The organism is Emcibacter sp. (assembly GCF_048269205.1).
Classification (GTDB): Bacteria; Pseudomonadota; Alphaproteobacteria; order Sphingomonadales; family Emcibacteraceae; genus Emcibacter.
In genome coordinates, this window is record NZ_JBLXJC010000001.1 from 1169716 (window position 1) to 1186130 (window position 16415).

Below are 16415 nucleotides of genomic sequence, written 5' to 3' on the forward strand. Positions count from 1 at the left end.
ATGGATAGGGTTGGTTAATATAACGTTAGTCAAACCCGGAAACTTTTATGGTTTCGACAGTTAGGATAAAGCTATAGATCCTGGGACCTGTTCATATGCACCACGAACCCCTTGGCGCGCAGGGCTTCAAGAATATCCTGAAGGTGCTGCCGGTCCCGGGTTTCCAGGGTGACATTTGAATAGGTTTCCTTGGCCGGAAGTTCCGTAAACAGGCGGTGATGGGAAACGTCGATAATGTTGCCGCCGAGGCTGCCGATGATTCCTGCAATCTGGGCCAGCGCGCCGGGCACGTCCAGAAGCTCGATGCGAAGGCGCGTGATGCGGCCTTCCCTGACCAGTCCCCGCATCAGCAGGGAGGCCAGAAGTCTCGGGTCGATATTGCCGCCGCTGAGGATCAATCCCGTGTTCTTGCCCTTGAAAAATTCCGGGTGGGACAGAACTGCGGCCAGCGGCGCAGCGCCGGCGCCTTCCGGGACGGTTTTCTCAATGGTCATAAGCATGCTGACCGCGCGCTCCAGGCAATCTTCCGTGACCAGCAAGGTCTTGTCCACAAGCTCCTCGCAGACTTTCAGGGTCAGTTCGCCAATGGTTTTCACGGCGATACCTTCCGCGAGGGTGGAGCCCTTCGGCTCGTACTCCTGCTGGTGCAGGGCCCTGTAGAGTGACGGGAACCGTTCGGCCTGAACACCGATGATCTCGATTTTTGGATTGATGGCCTTGGCTGCTGTGGCGACACCTGAAATCAGGCCGCCACCGCCTACGGGCACCACAATCACATCCAGATTGGGCACTTCCGCCAGCATTTCCAGGCCGATAGTGCCCTGTCCGGCCATTACCGCCGGATCGTCGAACGGGTGCACAAGAGTATAGCCATTTTCCCTGGCAAGTTCCCGGGCGTGCACGGCGGTATCGTCGAAACGTTCCCCGTGAAGTACCACGTTGGCGCCGTGTTCCTGAGTTTGGCTGACTTTGACAAAGGGCGTGTTGACCGGCATCACAATTGTAGTGGGAATGCCCAGGCGCGCCCCGTGATAGGCCACACCCTGGGCATGGTTGCCGGCGGATGCGGCAATGACGCCTGCTTTCTTCTGTTCGTCTGTCAGAGACATCAGCTTGTTGAGCGCCCCACGTTCCTTGAAGGAAGCGGTAAACTGAAGGTTTTCAAACTTGATGAAAATATTTGCGCCGGTAATGGAAGACAGGGTCAGTGAACGGGTGGTTGGCGTCCGGATCACTGCCCCATTAAGGGCCTGTTCCGCATTTTTCACATCCTCAAAGGATATGGGAAGTGTGGCGGTCTTCTCAGTCTGGCTCATCACAAATACTTTTGGTTATGTTTACATCAAGTGGCAATCTGTCTGTTCATATATGTCCAGACGGGGGAAAAGTCCAAAATAAAATTACAAATGTCGGGGTTTTCAGCCGATTTGCAGGCGGGTATCCATTCTGCCGATCTAATTCTAAAGGTAGCAGAATATACCGTAGCAGCTGTCAAAAGCGTATCGAAACAGGAAATAAAGGACGACATCAAGCAGCATAAGCAGCAGAACAGACGGGATACCCACGTAGTAAATCAGGCTCTGGTAGCCCCATTTTGTCAGCCGGGGACGGTCGATCTCATGTCCCATCACATTATGTATACTTCTTTTTTTGCCGATCATGGTTTGCCCTGCTGATTTTTCCTTTGTTTTTTCGGTGATTAGCTTAGTATGGCAGCAACGAAAAAATATACAAGGCAATGGCAGTATCAGAGCAAGTAAATAATGGCCGTCACATTCTTCTGGACTGGAATAATCTGGACCAGGTGACTTGGGATGGCATGCTGGAAAATGTGACAGGCAACGCCCTGCAGCAGTCGTGGGGCTATGGTGCAGCCCTCAAGGAACGCGGTGTCCGGGTGCGCCGCATTGTGGCCTATGATGGAAACCGACCGCTGGCTTTGGCCCAGGTCATTGTGCGGTCCTGGTTCGGCATTGTGAAACTTGCCCATATCATGCGCGGCCCTGTCTGGCTTGAAGAGGTCTCTGCCGAAACCAGGCAGGAAATCTACAGGCAGCTGCGTCGTCTTTATCCCCGCAGGAAAATGAGATTTCTGTTTTTGAGTCCCGAGGTCGGAGACCCTGATGAAGGGGAGCTTCTGGAAGCGGCAGGACTGAAGCAGGTGATTACCGGATATACAACTGTCCTGGTGGATATGGGCAAGAGCGAAGAGGAGCTGTGGGCCAGTTTGTACGGCAAGTGGCGCAATCAGGTGCGCCGGGCGGAAAAAGAACAGCTGACAGTGGAATTTGGTGACCATACCCATGAACGAACCGACTGGCTTTTTACAAAAGAGAAAAAGCAGCAGAAAGACAAAAATTACAGGTCGCTTCCTGTCCAATTGATTGAAGCTTACCATCGGCACAGCTTGGGCAAGGGCGTTGTAATGACAGCCTTCGTATATAAAAATGCGAATCACAACAATCAGGAAGAGCCGCTGGCGGCAGCATTATTTCTGCGACACGGCACCGGGGTAACCTATCATATGGGCTGGAACGGCAGTGAGGGACGCGCCCTGAACGCCATGAATTTGCTCTTGTGGAAAGCTATGACACACCTCAAAGGCAAGGGATGCCGGCAACTGGACCTTGGTGGACTGAATACGGTTGACAGTCCTGAACTGGCCCGCTTCAAGCTGGGTCTTGGCGGTGAAGTGGTCTCTTTGCCGGGTACATATCTTTAATCATGAGCTTTCAGGCAAAAAGAATAAAATTCCGGGGCGCCAGTTGCCGGTATTTTCCGGTAATGCTGATCGCGTTGGTTTTGGTGTCCTGTAGTCGGCCACTTTCTCCGGTTACCACGGACAGATTCGCAGACTATTACGCAAACATTGAAAAAATTACGGACGAAGGGGCCGGGGAACTGGCTGTCAGTATTTTGGGGACAATGTCTGAGGACGGGAATAATTATCCTGTCCATCTGCTGTCCCGACAAGCGGTTTCCGAAGGACGGAAAAGCATCCTCATTCTCGCCGCACCGGGTACGAAGCCTTTCAGGGCCACTGAAATGGTCCTGGAAAGCGCCCGGCAGCTTCTGGCGGGCAAGTCCGTATTTGGTGACGCGCATGTCGATCTTCTCCCGCTTGTCGCTCCCGGAAGAGGGATCAACCGTTCTGTTCCCGACAGGGCCCGGAATAGGATGCTGCACAGGGTCCTGGAGCGGCGCAAATATGATCTGGTGATAGTTCATCGGGTGGATCCGGACCAGGTCGGTTTTGTCATTGCCCAGAAAGGCAATCTGGCGGACGAAGCCATGTTCGCCCAGTCCAGGGTCAGGGACCACGGCTATTTTGTTGGCTCGGGAGACGAACAATTGGTCAAAAAGATATTTAGACGGAATGGTCTGCCAGACTTTTTGACCGGACCGGGCAGGGGGGCGGTAATGGTGCTTTCTTCCTGGCAGGGGGAGGAGCAGGAAAAGGCCGTTCACCAGCATCTTCTCGCCCAGGAAACGATTATCGGGTTGTTACTGAACAGCTTTTATCAATAAATCGTATCTTTTATTTTGCTTATTAAACCTTGCTTAACGACCTTTTACTATAAATGTCCCAAATAAAGACAGCTTTCGGGCCGGAAGACGAATCCGGTACATTTAGGGACGAGTATAAATGTTTGTTATTATAGGTATCGTTGTAGTCATGGTGATGGCGTTCGGCGGCTATGTGCTGGCCGGTGGTAAAATGGCGCCTATTCTCAAGGCTCTTCCTCTCGAATTCATGATCATCGGCGGATCGGGTGCTGGTGCTTTTATGGTGACCAACAGCGGCTCCGTGATCAAGAAATCCATGAGTGGCCTTGGTAAGGTCGTCAAGGGACCGAAATGGAAAGCGGAGGACTACAGGGACTTGTTATGCCTGATGTTTGCCCTGACCAAGCTGATCAAGACCAAGGGGGTGATCGCCCTTGAGCCTCATGTGGAAAACCCCCATGACAGCAAGATCTTTAACAACTTCCCGAAAGTTGCTGCTGACCATCATGTCGTGGATTTTATCTGTGACTACCTGCGTATGACGACCATGAACTTTGATGATCCCCACCAGGTCGAAGACGTTCTGATGAAGGATCTGGAAAAGCATCATCACGAGGAAAGCGAAGGGGCACACGCCCTGGGAATCCTCGGGGAGAGTTTTCCGGCGCTGGGTATTGTGGCGGCGGTGCTGGGTGTGATCAAGACCATGGCCAGTATTGACCAGCCCATTGAGGTTCTCGGCGCCATGATCGGCGGGGCGCTGGTGGGAACCTTCCTGGGGATTTTGTTGTCCTATACCATCGCCAGCCCCATTGCGACACGCCTGCAGCAGATTGTAGACGAGGAGGGACATTTCTTTAATGTGATCAAAGATGTGATTATCGCCCATCTGCATGGCAATGCGCCACAGATTTCAATTGAAATCGGGCGTAAGAGCGTGCCAACAAACATGGTGCCGACATTCTATGAGCTGGACGAAGCTGTTCAGGAACTCCCCAACGACCTTTTTGCCTGATTTTAAAGGGTATCTTTCAGAATTTTTGCGGCGGCAGGGGCGAAATAGGTCCATATGCCCGTCGCGCCCGCCCGTTTGAAGGCAAGCAGGCTTTCCATCATGACGGCATCCCTGTCCAGCCAGCCCTTGTCCGCGGCAGCCATCAGCATTGCGTATTCACCGCTGACCTGATAGGCGAAGACAGGATGGGAAAACTCCGATGAGATCATGCGAATGATGTCCAGGCAGGGCATGCCGGGCTTCACAATAACGGAATCTGCACCTTCCTCGATGTCCATGGCGACCTCACGCAGGGCTTCCAGACTGTTGGCCGGGTCCATCTGATATGTTTTCTTGTTGCCGCCCTTCAGATTGCCGCCGGACCCTACAGCATCCCGGAAAGGACCATAGAAGGCAGATGCATATTTGGCGGAATAGGCCATGATCTGCGTGTTGTGATGGCCAAGGTTTTCCAGCATGCTGCGGATCTGTCCGATACGTCCGTCCATCATGTCTGATGGGGCCAGAATATCGCATCCGGCATCTACCTGGACAGCAGCCTGGCGGACAAGGGCCTCAACGGTCTGGTCGTTATGGACGTAGTCATCAATCAGGATGCCGTCCTGTCCGTGGCTGGTGTAAGGATCAAGGGCAACATCACAGATGACGCCAAGATCGGGAAATTCCTTTTTAAGCTGCCTGACGCTGCGGCAGACCAGATTGCCTTCATTGTATCCCTCACTTCCTTCGTCATCCTTCAGGTCGCTCTCGACTTGCGGGAACAGGGCAATGGCGGGAATTCCCAGGCTGCAGGCCTTTTCCGCTTCTTTGAGGAGTTTGTCCAGCGAATGGCGCCTTACCCCGGGCATGGAGGGGATCGCTTCGGAGATTCCGCTTCCCTCCCTGACGAAAAGAGGCCAGATCAGGTCTTTCTCTGACAACCGGGTCTCTCCATGCAGGTCCCTGGACCATCCGCTGGCACGGGTGCGTCGCGGTCTGTTGAAAGGATATTTTCCGGTAAGCGGTTGGGGACTCATGCTTTTCCTCATTCTGAATTGATCTGGAAACATACCTCAAAAGAGGTGATATTCAAACAGTTAGTGGGAACGAGCCTTAAAAAAGGGGGTGCTATCCAACGATTTTATCAACAGTTAACAGCTTGTTAGGGGTTCCGGATATATAAATTAAGGTAACTTTTAGAAAAATATATCCGAAGACTGCAAAAACAGGGACTTTACGGAATGTCGATTGCATATCAGAGCAGCAGCTTAATCGGAGGTCACGAAACCCCGGAAGCGCGTACGAAACTCAATTTTCTGGAATGCCTCCGTTTGATTGAACGGCTGCACCGGCGGATGCTAGATATCGTCAAGCATCGTCTTGATGCGGTGGGCATGAATGATATCAATAGCGTCCAGGCCCTCCTCATTTACAACATCGGTGATCACGAGATGACTGCCGGGGATCTGAGAAACCGGGGTTACTATCTGGGTTCAAACGTCTCCTATAACCTGAAAAAACTGGTCGAGACCGGTTATATCATGCAGGAACGTTCCGAGCATGACCGCCGCGCCCTGCGTATCTGGCTGAGCGACAAGGGCAAGGCTGTCTGTACCCTGGTCGGGGAGCTGTTTGATGAAAATCTGGATATGATCAAGGATCGCAACATTTTTGAGGACGATGATGTCACGGAACTGCGAAACGCCCTCAGGAATCTTGAAGGCTTCTGGAGTGATATTCTGAGGTTTCAGTCCTGATCCATTGATCTAAATCATGGATCACCATTGTGAACGATCCTATAAAAATATTACGGGCCCCTGATAAAGATTATACTATCAGGGGCCTTTCATATTTTGTAGACTGAAGTCCGTTTGGATGGAAGTTTCGGGTTTTTTGCTTTTCTTGTTTCGCGCAATGGGTTACCAAGGGCGTGGAATCGGTATTTCAGGGATGGGAAATGGATTACGATCGTATTTTTTCAGACGCGCTAAAAGATATTCAGGACGAGGGCCGCTACAGGGTCTTTATGGATATTGAACGTCAGAAAGGCGATTTTCCGAGAGCGGTCTGGCACACTGACAGCGGCACAAAGGACATTGTTGTCTGGTGCGGCAACGACTATCTGGGAATGGGGCAGAACCCCGATGTCATCTCCGCGATGGAGGAGGCACTGGGCCGGGTCGGCGCCGGCGCGGGGGGAACCCGCAATATTTCCGGCACCAATCATTATCATGTCCTGCTGGAACAGGAACTTGCCGATCTGCATGGCAAGGAAGCCGGGCTGATTTTTACCTCCGGCTATATATCCAATGAGGCCACGCTGAGCACCATGGGCAAGCTTCTGCCCGGCTGCATTATCTATTCCGACGAACTGAATCATGCCTCCATGATCAACGGCATTATCAACAGCCGCTGCGAAAAACATGTTTTCCGGCATAATGATGTGGAGCATCTGGAAAGCCTTCTCAAGCAGGCTGATCCGTCCCGGCCCAAGCTGATCGCTTTTGAATCCGTCTATTCCATGGACGGGGATTTCGGCCCTATTGCGGAAATCTGCGACCTGGCGGAAAAATATGACGCCCTGACCTATCTGGACGAAGTGCATGCAGTGGGTATGTATGGTCCCCGTGGCGGTGGCGTGGCGGAAAAGCTTGGCCTTATGGACCGGGTCACGGTCATTGAAGGCACGCTCGGCAAGGCCTTCGGTCTGATGGGCGGTTATATTACCGGCAGCAAGGCGGTTGTGGATGCGGTACGCAGTTTTGCGCCTGGCTTCATTTTCACGACATCCTTGTCACCTGTTCTGGCAGCAGGGGCCCTGGCCAGTGTCCGTCATCTGAAAAACAGCACTGCCGAACGGGAAAGTCATCAGGAGAGGGCTGAAGCCCTGAAAAGGATGATGCGGGAGGCCAAGCTGCCTGTCATGCCGTCTACAAGCCACATTGTTCCTGTGCTGGTGGGAGACCCGGTGGTTTGCAAGCAGGCGTCCGATATTCTTCTGGAAGAATTTGGCATCTATGTGCAGCCGATTAACTATCCGACGGTTCCGCGCGGCACCGAACGGCTCAGGTTTACCCCCAGCCCGCTGCATGACGACAGCATGATGGAGCATCTGGTCAACTCTTTGCGTGCAGTTTGGGACCGTCTGGAAATTGATAAATATTCCAAGGCAGCCTGAGGGGGCAGGAATGAGCGGTGGAGACAATGGCGACGTTATAGTGGAATTCGTTCAGGTCGGTAATGCGGTCAAGGTTTCTGCCATTGATGCCAAAACCGGGCGGGAAGTTTCCATTGTCGGGTCGCCCCGCGCTTCCCGGGAAGAGCTTACCCGGGTGGCAGTAAACAAGCTGAAGTACGTCATGTCCCGCGATTAAGTCAGTCATGCAAACGGCTTGGAGCGTTTTTCTCAAAGCGTCCCGGTATATCTGTACAAAAAACCCGAAAACAACCGAAAAACACCATAGATGTGGTAGGCAACAGCCTTTCCTTGTGATATGAAGCGGCTGAAAGATGACCGGGTGATTCTACACTTGGTAATCAGAGGTCGGAAAGATACGGGATTCGACGCTATTATGAGTAAGGAAACAATCGTTCTCGCCAGCGATCATGGCGGCTTCGAGCTAAAAGAAACTCTCAAGGATATGCTGTCCGGGCTGGGTTATGAGGCCCTGGACCTCGGATGTCACGGACTGGAATCTGTGGATTATCCGGATTATGCCGATGCCATGGCCGATGTTCTCGCCGGCGCGCGGGCAAGGCGTGGCGTACTTGTCTGTGGTTCCGGGATCGGAATCAGCATGGCAGCCAACAGACACTCCCATATCCGTGCGGCACTCGTCCATGACGGTCTGACAGCACGTCTGTGCAGACAGCATAATAATGCCAATGTTATGGTGCTGGGGGGACGGACAACTGGTGTTGATGTGGCAAAGGATTGCCTGAAGATTTTTTTGAACACGCCTTTTGAGGGCGGGCGCCATGAGCGGAGAATCGGCAAAATGTCCTGACCTTCCGGGGTCGGCGATTAACAAACCCTGAGGAAACAGTTTTTATGTCATCTACAGATCTGAACAAGTTTTTCAACGCCTCCCTTTCCGAAACTGACAAGGACCTGCTGGACGCCATTAACGGCGAGATGGGTCGTCAGCAGCACCATATTGAATTGATCGCTTCCGAGAATATTGTCAGCCAGGCAGTCCTCGAGGCCCAGGGCTCTGTCCTGACCAATAAATATGCGGAAGGTTATCCGGGACGTCGCTATTACGGCGGCTGTGAATGGGTGGATGTTGCAGAAAATCTTGCGATCGAGCGGGCGAAAAAACTGTTCAATGCCGGTTTTGTGAACGTTCAGCCCCATTCAGGGGCCCAGGCCAACGGCGCGGTGATGATGGCGCTGGTCAAGCCGGGCGATACGATCCTCGGTATGTCACTGGCTGCCGGTGGACACCTGACTCATGGCGCACCGCCGGCCCAGAGCGGGAAATGGTTCAATGCAGTACAATACGGGGTGCGCCGGGACGATCATCAGGTGGACTTCGAAGAAGTGGAGCGTCTGGCGAAAGAACACAAGCCACGCCTGATTATTGCTGGTGGTTCGGCCTATCCCCGGACCCTGGATTTCGAGCGCTTCCGCGCTATCGCTGATGAAGTCGGCGCCTATCTGATGGTCGATATGGCTCATTTTGCCGGCCTGGTGGCCGGTGGCGCCCATCCGAACCCTGTGGGAATTGCCGATGTAGTGACCACCACCACTCACAAGACCCTGCGCGGACCGCGCGGTGGCATGGTGTTGACCAATAATGCGGATATCGCCAAGAAAATTAACAGTGCTGTATTCCCGGGTCTTCAGGGTGGTCCGCTGATGCATGTGATCGCGGCAAAGGCGGTGGCCTTTGGCGAGGCGCTGCGTCCTGAATTCAAACAATATGCCGCTGATGTGGTGGCCAATGCCAAGGTCCTGGCCGGCAAGCTGAAGGATGCGGGCTGTGACATCGTCTCCGGCGGAACCGACACTCACCTGATGCTGGTGGACCTGAGGCCAAAAGGACTGACCGGACGCGATGCGGATGCGTCACTCGGACGGTCCAATATGACCTGCAACAAAAATGGTGTACCCTTTGACCCTGAATCACCGACAGTTACGTCCGGGATCAGGCTGGGAACACCGGCAGGAACAACCCGGGGGTTCGGCGCGGCTGAATTCGAAAAGGTCGGCGATTATATCGTAGAGGTACTGGACGGGCTGGTGGCCAATCGCGATGACAACAGCGCTGTTGAAGCTGCTGTCCGGGAAAAAGTAGTTGCCCTGTGTGAGGAGTTTCCGATCTACTGACCGGATTGGAGGACAGGCCGTTTGACAGAAGGAGTGGAGTATGCGCTGCCCATTTTGCAGTAACGATGATACCCAGGTAAAAGACTCCCGGCCGACAGAGGATAACTCTGCCATCCGCCGCCGCCGCTCCTGCAATGCCTGCGGGGCGCGTTTCACCACGTTTGAGCGGGTGCAGCTTCGTGAACTGATGGTCATGAAGAAAAACGGCAAGAAGGTGCCTTTCGAGCGGGAAAAGCTGGAGAGGTCCGTTAATCTTGCCCTGCGCAAGCGCCAGGTGGACGAGGAAAAGGTTGAGCGGATGATCAACGGTATCGTCCGCCAGCTTGAAAGCATGGGTGAAAGCGAGGTTCAGACCGACCAGATCGGCAAGCTGATTATGGAAGGGCTCCAGAACCTGGATAAAGTGGCTTATGTTCGCTTTGCCTCCGTCTATAAAAACTTCCGGGAAGCCAAGGACTTCGAGGAATTTGTCGGCACACTGGCTGAACTTCCCGAAAAGTAGTAATCGCGCAGGGATGAAATTTGCACGAACAGGAAATATTTGATCGTCACATGATGCAGGCGGCTCTCGCTCTTGCGGGGAGAGGGCTTGGCAATGTGGCGCCAAATCCTGCTGTTGGCTGTGTTCTTGTCAATGAGGCCGGGCATGTTGTGGGCCGCGGCTGGACCGGCCGGGGCGGACGTCCCCATGCTGAAACGGTTGCGCTTGACCAGGCCGGTAAAGCGGCCAGGGGTGCCACTGCCTATGTCACACTGGAGCCCTGCGCCCATCATGGACAGACACCGCCCTGTGCCGAAAGTCTTGTTGCGGCGGGGGTCAGGCGTGTTGTGGTGGCGACCACAGATCCGGACAACCGCGTCAACGGCAAGGGACTGGAAATATTACGCAATGCGGGGATTGCAGTAGATGTGGGGGTCTGTCAGGCCGAGGCCGATGAACTGAATGCCGGATTTTTCAGCCGCGTGCACAGGGGACGGCCGATGGTAACGGTCAAGACGGCCTCGACGCTGGACGGAAAAATTGCGCTTGGGAACGGTAAAAGCCAGTGGATTACAGGACCCTTGTCCCGGGCGCGCGGGCATGTCTACCGGGCGACACATGATGCGATCCTGACCGGCATCGGAACTGTTTTGGCAGACGATCCGTCCCTGACCTGCAGGCTGCCGGGGTTGAATGACCGATCTGCGGACCGTATCATTCTGGACAGGGATCTGAAGATTCCGTCCGACAGTATCCTGGTACGCACGGCTATGGAAACCAGTGTCCGGGTTTTCTGTCATGAGCCGGAAACGACGAAAATGAATGCCCTTACAGAGGCCGGGGTGGAGGTTATCCGGATCGGTCTTGATGAAGGCGGCAGGTTGTCACTGGACGAGGTTATGTCCGTGCTCGGGGATCGTGGCGTTACCCGGCTGCTCTGTGAAGGCGGCGCAAAACTTAATGCTTCCCTGTTCAGGTCAAGTCTGGTAGACCGTCTCTTGTGGTTCAGGGCCCCGTTTGTGATTGGCGAGGAAGGTATTCCTTCCGTTGGCGCTCTCGGACTGGAAGAGCTTGAACAGATGCCCGCAATGACACCGGTTCTCGCCGGTCGCGCAGGTCAGGACATCTGGGAAGAATACAGGATAACTCACTGATATGTTTACTGGAATTATCACCGATATAGGCAAGGTCAGGAAGGTTGACGTTCGCGGGGACACGCGGATGGAGATTGAAACCGCTTATGATACCGGGACCATTGATATCGGGGCATCCATCGCCTGTTCAGGGGTTTGCCTGACCGTGGTGGACAAGGGGGAAGACTGGTTCAGTGTGGATGTCTCTGGCGAAACCCTGTCCTGCACCTCGCTCGGCGACTGGAAGGAAGGGACCCGGATCAATCTGGAACGCGCTCTGAAAGTGGGGGAAGAACTGGGCGGGCATATTGTGACCGGCCATGTGGACGGTCTCGGCGAATTGCTGGCCAGCGAACAGGAAGGCGACAGCCGCCGGCTTCGTTTTTCCATGCCTGAATCTATTGCCCGTTATGTTGCCTCCAAGGGGTCTGTCACCGTCAATGGAACGTCTCTCACGGTCAATGAAGTGGGACAGGACAATGGTGTGCATTTTTTCGGGGTCAACATCATTCCGCATACGCAGGAAAAGACAATATTTGGTGAAATCACCGTTGGGGACAGGGTCAACCTTGAAATTGATATTCTGGCGCGTTATGTAGCCAGAATGAATGAATTCCAGAAATAAAGCCTGATTTAGAGCCAGAAGATAAAGAAAGTCCACGCCGGTTATGCCCCATAATTTCCTGTCTCCCATTGAAGATGTCCTCGAAGATGCCAAAAACGGCCGCATGTTTATTCTTGTGGATGACGAGGATCGCGAAAATGAGGGGGACCTTGTCATACCGGCCCAGATGGCGACACCTGAAGCCGTAAACTTTATGGCCAAATACGGCCGTGGCCTGATTTGTCTGACCCTGACCCGGGAACGGGCCGATGAGCTTGGCCTGCCGCCGATGGCTCTGGATAACCAGGCCCGGAACAATACCGCCTTTACTGTGTCCATCGAGGCAAAGGAAGGCATCACCACCGGTATTTCTGCCGCTGATCGCGCCCATACAATTGCTGTTGCCATTAATGCCAACAAGACATCCGAGGATATCGTCTCGCCGGGTCATGTTTTTCCCATTGTCGCCCGGGAGGGTGGTGTACTTGTTCGCGCAGGCCACACAGAGGCTGCGGTTGATGTGGCCCGTCTCGCGGGGTTGATCCCGGCTGGTGTGATCTGCGAGATCATGAATGACGATGGCACCATGGCCCGTCTGCCGGATCTGGTGGAATTTGCCAAGAAGCATAAACTGAAAGTGGCGACGATTGCCGACCTGATCGCCTATCGCCGGCGCAATGATAATCTTGTTGAACGTACCGAAAGTGTGGAGATTGATTCTGCTTTCGGCGGTAAATTCACGGTCCATTCCTATCTGGTCAAGGACAGCTATGTTCAGCATCTTGTTCTGACCAAGGGGGAAATTCACCCCGACAAGCCGGTGCTGGTGCGGATGCATCCTTTCAATATTTTCGAGGATGTGTTCGGTGAAACCGGCAGTCGTCAGAGTCAGTTACAGCGCGCGATGCTGGAGATTGCCGAAGAGGGCGCTGGTGTGATTGTATCCCTGGCCGAAGCGGACAAGTCCTTTGCCCAGAAATCAATACGGTACAAGAAGGGTAGCGAAATGCCGCCGGAGCAGAGTCTCAAATATTACGGGATTGGTGCACAGATACTGGTTGATCTGGGCGTGAGGGACATCATCCTTCTGAGCAATTCCAACCAGCATGTGGTCGGTATTGAGGGATATGAATTGAATATTGTTGAACATCGCAAGTTCAGTGATGACATCAAAGTTGGCCGTAAATAGGCCTTGCCGGGAAACAAACTATGTCTGAAAAAGTAAATATCCTGATTGTCGAGGCCCGCTTCTATGAAGATCTGGCCGATGAAATGGCTACAGGTGCCATAGAGGCCCTCGAGAAGGCCGGTGCTGAGTATGAACGGATCAGTGTTCCCGGCGCCCTTGAAATCCCTGCGGCAATTCGTTTTGCTGCAGACAGCGGCCATTATGATGGTTATGTCGGGCTTGGTGTGGTGATCCGGGGGGAAACCTCGCATTACGACTATGTTTGCGGGGAAAGCGCCCGGGGTCTCCAGGAACTGGCGATCAAGGACCGGCTGGCGCTGGGCAATGGTATTCTGACCGTGGAAAATGGTGATCAGGCCTGGGCGCGTGCGGCCAGGGATCGCGGTAACAAGGGGGCTGCTGCCGTTGAAGCGGCGCTCAGAATGGTTGAACTGAAACACAAATTTGGATTGGGTCGCTAATGCAGGATGATAAACCCAGACAGGGCGGGGCGCGAAGCGCCTCTCGTCTCGGGGCAATTCAGGCGCTCTATCAGATGGAAATGAACGGCGAGACTGCCGGGGAAGTGATTCCCGAATTTCTGAAATACCGTCTCGGCTCCATCGTTGAGGACGAGCAGTATAATGAAGCGGACAATGACTTTTTCCAGGATATTGTGCGCGGTGTCGAGCAGCGTCAGGAAGAGATTGATCCCCTGTTGTCCTCTGCGCTCAGCGAAGACTGGACCCTGGACCGGATCGAATCCGTGATCCGGGCGATCCTCAGGGCAGGTACTTATGAACTTCTGGGGCGTCCCGATGTGCCGACAAAGGTGATCATCAACGAATATGTGGATCTGGCAAAGGCCTTTTTCGAAGATACAAAACCCGGTTTTGTCAATGGCATACTCGACAAGCTCGCCGGCAGGGTGCGTAGCTGATCTTATAGAATTCCGTGGCTGATTTTCCGATCACCTGATACACTTGCCCCAAAAAATGGAGGCAGAGTTGAGTGTCGGCGAATTTGATCTGATTGAAAAGTATTTTGCGCCCCTTGCGTCCAAGGGGCCTCCCGCCTTCGGGTTGCAGGACGATGCGGCTGTGCTGCACCCGCCTTCCGGGCAGGATCTGGTATTCACCAAGGATGCACTGGTTGCCACGGTGCATTTTCTGGAAAGTGATTCCCCGGAACAGGTGGCGAAAAAGGCCCTCAGGGTCAATCTGTCCGATCTGGCATCCATGGGCGCGGAGCCGGTGGGATATCTTCTGGCGCTGGCTCTGCCCGCCCATTTTGATGCGGAACATCGGGAAAGCTGGGTCAGGAATTTCGCCCGCGGGCTGGAAGAGGACCAGAAGGAATTTTCAATTTCCCTTTTCGGCGGGGACACGGTCTCCACACCGGGCCCGCTTACTGTCTCCCTGACGGCGATCGGTGCGGTGGAAAAGGGCAGGGCCCTTCATCGTTTCGGCGCAAAGGCAGATGACCACATTTTTGTTTCCGGTTCCCTTGGTGATGCGGCCCTGGGACTTGCCATTCTGCAGGGCACCCTGCAGGAGGAGAATGCGGCTGTCAGGAGTTTTCTTTCAGACAGGTATCACCTGCCACGGCCCCGCCTTAAACTGGGAAGGGCACTGATCGGCCTGGCCAGTGCGGCCATTGATATTTCCGACGGACTGATGGCGGACCTGGCTCATTTATGCGAGGCATCCGGCGTCGGGGCGCAGGTATTTGATTTCAACCTGCCGGTCTCGGGCGCTGCAGGTAAGGTTTTGGAAAGGTTACCCGCGTATAAAAACAGGATATGGAGTGGTGGCGATGACTATGAACTGCTCTTTACCGTGCCTGCAAAACATGTAGGCGCTGTAAACCGCCTGTCGGAAGAAGGTGGCCTTGCGTTGACTGAAATCGGTCAGATTAATGAGGACCGTCATATCAGGTTGCTGGATCAGAACTGGCATGCAGTCGCAGGTGCTGGGGAGAAAACAGGATTTCGCCACTTCTAGTTTGTCGGATAACAGGGAGTGAACTATGGCGGATGAAGAGAAGCAGGAAGACGGCGCCCAGGAAGAGTCCGGTTCCGGAGGTGGCGGCAAGAAACTTCTGATCATTGGTCTTTTAGCCGGAATTATTGTCGGCGGTGGTGCCGGCGCCGGGGCGTTTTTTATGTTCGGCTCCGCACCTGAAGAACCTGTGGAAGAGGAAGTCGTCGAGGAAGAACCTGAGCTGTCGAAGCAGAAGGAACTTGTTTTCGCCAGAATGGAAAAGTTTACGGTTCCCCTGATGTACAAGGGGCGGGTGCTTCGTTATGTGATTATGGACTTGAACCTGCAGGTCGAGGGCAATGACCAGAAGCTTTTGGTGGTGCAGGCCTTGCCAATCATTCGTGACGCCCTGTTGCGAGAGGTTTCAGAACATACCATAGCCAACCCGAACAACCCCAATGTGATTGATTTTGAAGGCTTCACCAAGCGAGTGACCAAAATCGGTAACGAGATCATGGGGGAGAGGCTTATTCTAAAGACGCTTGTGATTGAGGCCCGGGGCTATTGATCCAGGCCTCGCTTCTCTAGTTTCCGGCCTGCGGTGTCTGCGGGCCGGAGGTGCCGAAGCGACCGATGTTGGCAAACAGCTCCTGGAAGAAGCTTAGCTCCCGGCCATAGGTCTTGGTCTTGTCGCCCACAGGGTTGACTTCTTTGAAATCAGCAAGATTATATCTGTCTACAGCGGTAACGTAACCGTCTTCATTGAAACGTATGGCGAGAATATCCAGCTCGGTGATATCTTCCTTGAAAAAGGCGATCTGGTCTGATTTCTTGCTGTAATAATACCAGTTCAGGTTATCGAAGGTGGCGACGGTTGTCGGACTGCCTAGCATGGACTTCACCGAATTCCGGGTATCCACATTGGGACGGATTGCCGAAATGAGCTTTTCATCCGCCATGTAGCCCCGCACTTCTTTTCTGGGAGAGCAGGCACTGACAAGAATGACAGTCGCAACAAGGGCAATCAGAGTTTTCAGTGAATTCTTCATAATAAGCAGCCAGACCCGGTCCAAATCTATTTACAGTTTTAATTGCACATTTTCTGTCGGCATGATACCTCATGCGCAAATTTGCATCAAAATGGCATTTGTCGCCCTGCTAGTCAATTGTTTTGCAGATGTATCATTGACAAAGACTGTGGCTGAATAATGTTG

20 protein-coding genes are annotated in these 16415 nt (G+C 53.6%); 16 read left to right on the forward strand and 4 right to left on the reverse strand.

The window, feature by feature from the left end:
- Nucleotides 1–71 precede the first annotated feature (71 nt).
- Entirely contained in the window at nt 72–1316 is a 1245-nt protein-coding gene (locus ACN0YD_RS05460) for a threonine ammonia-lyase (protein ID WP_417317634.1), read from the reverse strand.
- Nucleotides 1317–1460: 144 nt separating this feature from the next.
- On the reverse strand, nt 1461–1661 hold the full coding sequence (locus ACN0YD_RS05465; RefSeq protein WP_417317635.1) for a hypothetical protein: 201 nt from the start codon (nt 1659–1661) through the stop codon (nt 1461–1463).
- 77 nt (nt 1662–1738) lie between these two features.
- On the opposite strand from ACN0YD_RS05465, the gene ACN0YD_RS05470 reads away from it, so the two are divergent.
- From ACN0YD_RS05470 to motA, 3 genes are all read left to right on the forward strand, one after another.
- Nucleotides 1739–2722 (forward strand): lipid II:glycine glycyltransferase FemX, encoded by a 984-nt coding sequence (locus ACN0YD_RS05470; protein ID WP_417317636.1) that lies wholly within the window; start codon nt 1739–1741, stop codon nt 2720–2722.
- A 203-nt stretch (nt 2723–2925) separates the two neighbouring features.
- Complete coding sequence (locus ACN0YD_RS05475; RefSeq protein ID WP_417317637.1) at nt 2926–3528, forward strand: hypothetical protein; 603 nt, start codon at nt 2926–2928, stop codon at nt 3526–3528.
- Nucleotides 3529–3646: 118 nt separating this feature from the next.
- Nucleotides 3647–4522, forward strand: coding sequence for a flagellar motor stator protein MotA (gene motA, locus ACN0YD_RS05480; RefSeq protein ID WP_417317638.1), 876 nt, complete (start codon nt 3647–3649; stop codon nt 4520–4522).
- A gap of 2 nt (nt 4523–4524) precedes the next feature.
- Here motA and hemB read toward each other — a convergent pair whose 3' ends face one another.
- Complete coding sequence (gene hemB / locus ACN0YD_RS05485; protein WP_417317639.1) at nt 4525–5538, reverse strand: porphobilinogen synthase; 1014 nt, start codon at nt 5536–5538, stop codon at nt 4525–4527.
- Nucleotides 5539–5742: 204 nt separating this feature from the next.
- Here hemB and ACN0YD_RS05490 point away from each other — a divergent pair, with 204 nt between their 5' ends.
- From ACN0YD_RS05490 to ACN0YD_RS05550, 13 genes are all read left to right on the forward strand, one after another.
- The gene (locus tag ACN0YD_RS05490) at nt 5743–6258 is read left to right on the forward strand and encodes a MarR family winged helix-turn-helix transcriptional regulator (RefSeq protein WP_417317640.1); all 516 of its coding nucleotides are present in this window, start codon (nt 5743–5745) and stop codon (nt 6256–6258) included.
- Between the two features lie 200 nt (nt 6259–6458).
- Nucleotides 6459–7679, forward strand: a complete 1221-nt coding sequence (gene hemA / locus ACN0YD_RS05495) for a 5-aminolevulinate synthase (protein WP_417317641.1) — start codon at nt 6459–6461, stop codon at nt 7677–7679.
- A 10-nt stretch (nt 7680–7689) separates the two neighbouring features.
- Nucleotides 7690–7875 carry a DUF6898 family protein gene (locus ACN0YD_RS05500; RefSeq protein WP_417317642.1) on the forward strand — a complete coding sequence of 62 codons (186 nt, stop codon included), beginning with the start codon at nt 7690–7692 and terminating at the stop codon, nt 7873–7875.
- A 198-nt stretch (nt 7876–8073) separates the two neighbouring features.
- Nucleotides 8074–8508, forward strand: coding sequence for a ribose 5-phosphate isomerase B (rpiB, locus tag ACN0YD_RS05505; RefSeq protein ID WP_417317643.1), 435 nt, complete (start codon nt 8074–8076; stop codon nt 8506–8508).
- Nucleotides 8509–8552: 44 nt separating this feature from the next.
- Entirely contained in the window at nt 8553–9833 is a 1281-nt protein-coding gene (gene glyA, locus ACN0YD_RS05510) for a serine hydroxymethyltransferase (protein WP_417317644.1), read from the forward strand.
- Nucleotides 9834–9873: 40 nt separating this feature from the next.
- Nucleotides 9874–10335, forward strand: coding sequence for a transcriptional regulator NrdR (gene nrdR, locus ACN0YD_RS05515; RefSeq protein WP_417317645.1), 462 nt, complete (start codon nt 9874–9876; stop codon nt 10333–10335).
- Between the two features lie 20 nt (nt 10336–10355).
- Complete coding sequence (gene ribD / locus ACN0YD_RS05520; protein ID WP_417317646.1) at nt 10356–11468, forward strand: bifunctional diaminohydroxyphosphoribosylaminopyrimidine deaminase/5-amino-6-(5-phosphoribosylamino)uracil reductase RibD; 1113 nt, start codon at nt 10356–10358, stop codon at nt 11466–11468.
- 1 nt (nt 11469) lies between these two features.
- On the forward strand, nt 11470–12072 hold the full coding sequence (locus ACN0YD_RS05525) for a riboflavin synthase (protein ID WP_417317647.1): 603 nt from the start codon (nt 11470–11472) through the stop codon (nt 12070–12072).
- A 43-nt stretch (nt 12073–12115) separates the two neighbouring features.
- Entirely contained in the window at nt 12116–13240 is a 1125-nt protein-coding gene (gene ribB, locus ACN0YD_RS05530; protein ID WP_417317648.1) for a 3,4-dihydroxy-2-butanone-4-phosphate synthase, read from the forward strand.
- 20 nt (nt 13241–13260) lie between these two features.
- Complete coding sequence (gene ribH, locus ACN0YD_RS05535) at nt 13261–13701, forward strand: 6,7-dimethyl-8-ribityllumazine synthase (RefSeq protein ID WP_417317649.1); 441 nt, start codon at nt 13261–13263, stop codon at nt 13699–13701.
- Nucleotides 13701–14159, forward strand: a complete 459-nt coding sequence (gene nusB, locus ACN0YD_RS05540) for a transcription antitermination factor NusB (RefSeq protein ID WP_417317650.1) — start codon at nt 13701–13703, stop codon at nt 14157–14159. Before ribH ends, nusB begins: the two co-directional genes overlap by 1 nt.
- Before the next feature lie 67 nt (nt 14160–14226).
- The gene (thiL, locus tag ACN0YD_RS05545) at nt 14227–15222 is read left to right on the forward strand and encodes a thiamine-phosphate kinase (protein WP_417317651.1); all 996 of its coding nucleotides are present in this window, start codon (nt 14227–14229) and stop codon (nt 15220–15222) included.
- A 25-nt stretch (nt 15223–15247) separates the two neighbouring features.
- A complete protein-coding gene (locus tag ACN0YD_RS05550; protein WP_417317652.1) occupies nt 15248–15769 on the forward strand; it encodes a hypothetical protein in 522 nt (173 codons plus the stop codon).
- 16 nt (nt 15770–15785) lie between these two features.
- Here the strand turns inward: ACN0YD_RS05550 and ACN0YD_RS05555 are convergent, their stop codons facing one another.
- Nucleotides 15786–16250 (reverse strand): outer membrane protein assembly factor BamE, encoded by a 465-nt coding sequence (locus ACN0YD_RS05555; protein WP_417317653.1) that lies wholly within the window; start codon nt 16248–16250, stop codon nt 15786–15788.
- Nucleotides 16251–16415 lie beyond the last annotated feature (165 nt).

Coding starts and splice junctions, on each gene's coding strand:
- ACN0YD_RS05465 (WP_417317635.1), bottom strand. CDS start 1,661: ATGATCGGCAAAAAAAGAAGTATACATAATGTGATGGGACATGAGATC.
- ACN0YD_RS05550 (WP_417317652.1), top strand. CDS start 15,248: ATGGCGGATGAAGAGAAGCAGGAAGACGGCGCCCAGGAAGAGTCCGGT.
- glyA (WP_417317644.1), top strand. CDS start 8,553: ATGTCATCTACAGATCTGAACAAGTTTTTCAACGCCTCCCTTTCCGAA.
- motA (WP_417317638.1), top strand. CDS start 3,647: ATGTTTGTTATTATAGGTATCGTTGTAGTCATGGTGATGGCGTTCGGC.
- ACN0YD_RS05555 (WP_417317653.1), bottom strand. CDS start 16,250: ATGAAGAATTCACTGAAAACTCTGATTGCCCTTGTTGCGACTGTCATT.
- ACN0YD_RS05460 (WP_417317634.1), bottom strand. CDS start 1,316: ATGAGCCAGACTGAGAAGACCGCCACACTTCCCATATCCTTTGAGGAT.
- ACN0YD_RS05475 (WP_417317637.1), top strand. CDS start 2,926: ATGTCTGAGGACGGGAATAATTATCCTGTCCATCTGCTGTCCCGACAA.
- ACN0YD_RS05470 (WP_417317636.1), top strand. CDS start 1,739: ATGGCAGTATCAGAGCAAGTAAATAATGGCCGTCACATTCTTCTGGAC.
- hemA (WP_417317641.1), top strand. CDS start 6,459: ATGGATTACGATCGTATTTTTTCAGACGCGCTAAAAGATATTCAGGAC.
- ACN0YD_RS05500 (WP_417317642.1), top strand. CDS start 7,690: ATGAGCGGTGGAGACAATGGCGACGTTATAGTGGAATTCGTTCAGGTC.
- ACN0YD_RS05525 (WP_417317647.1), top strand. CDS start 11,470: ATGTTTACTGGAATTATCACCGATATAGGCAAGGTCAGGAAGGTTGAC.
- nrdR (WP_417317645.1), top strand. CDS start 9,874: ATGCGCTGCCCATTTTGCAGTAACGATGATACCCAGGTAAAAGACTCC.
- ribB (WP_417317648.1), top strand. CDS start 12,116: ATGCCCCATAATTTCCTGTCTCCCATTGAAGATGTCCTCGAAGATGCC.
- nusB (WP_417317650.1), top strand. CDS start 13,701: ATGCAGGATGATAAACCCAGACAGGGCGGGGCGCGAAGCGCCTCTCGT.
- ribH (WP_417317649.1), top strand. CDS start 13,261: ATGTCTGAAAAAGTAAATATCCTGATTGTCGAGGCCCGCTTCTATGAA.
- ACN0YD_RS05490 (WP_417317640.1), top strand. CDS start 5,743: ATGTCGATTGCATATCAGAGCAGCAGCTTAATCGGAGGTCACGAAACC.
- rpiB (WP_417317643.1), top strand. CDS start 8,074: ATGAGTAAGGAAACAATCGTTCTCGCCAGCGATCATGGCGGCTTCGAG.
- hemB (WP_417317639.1), bottom strand. CDS start 5,538: ATGAGTCCCCAACCGCTTACCGGAAAATATCCTTTCAACAGACCGCGA.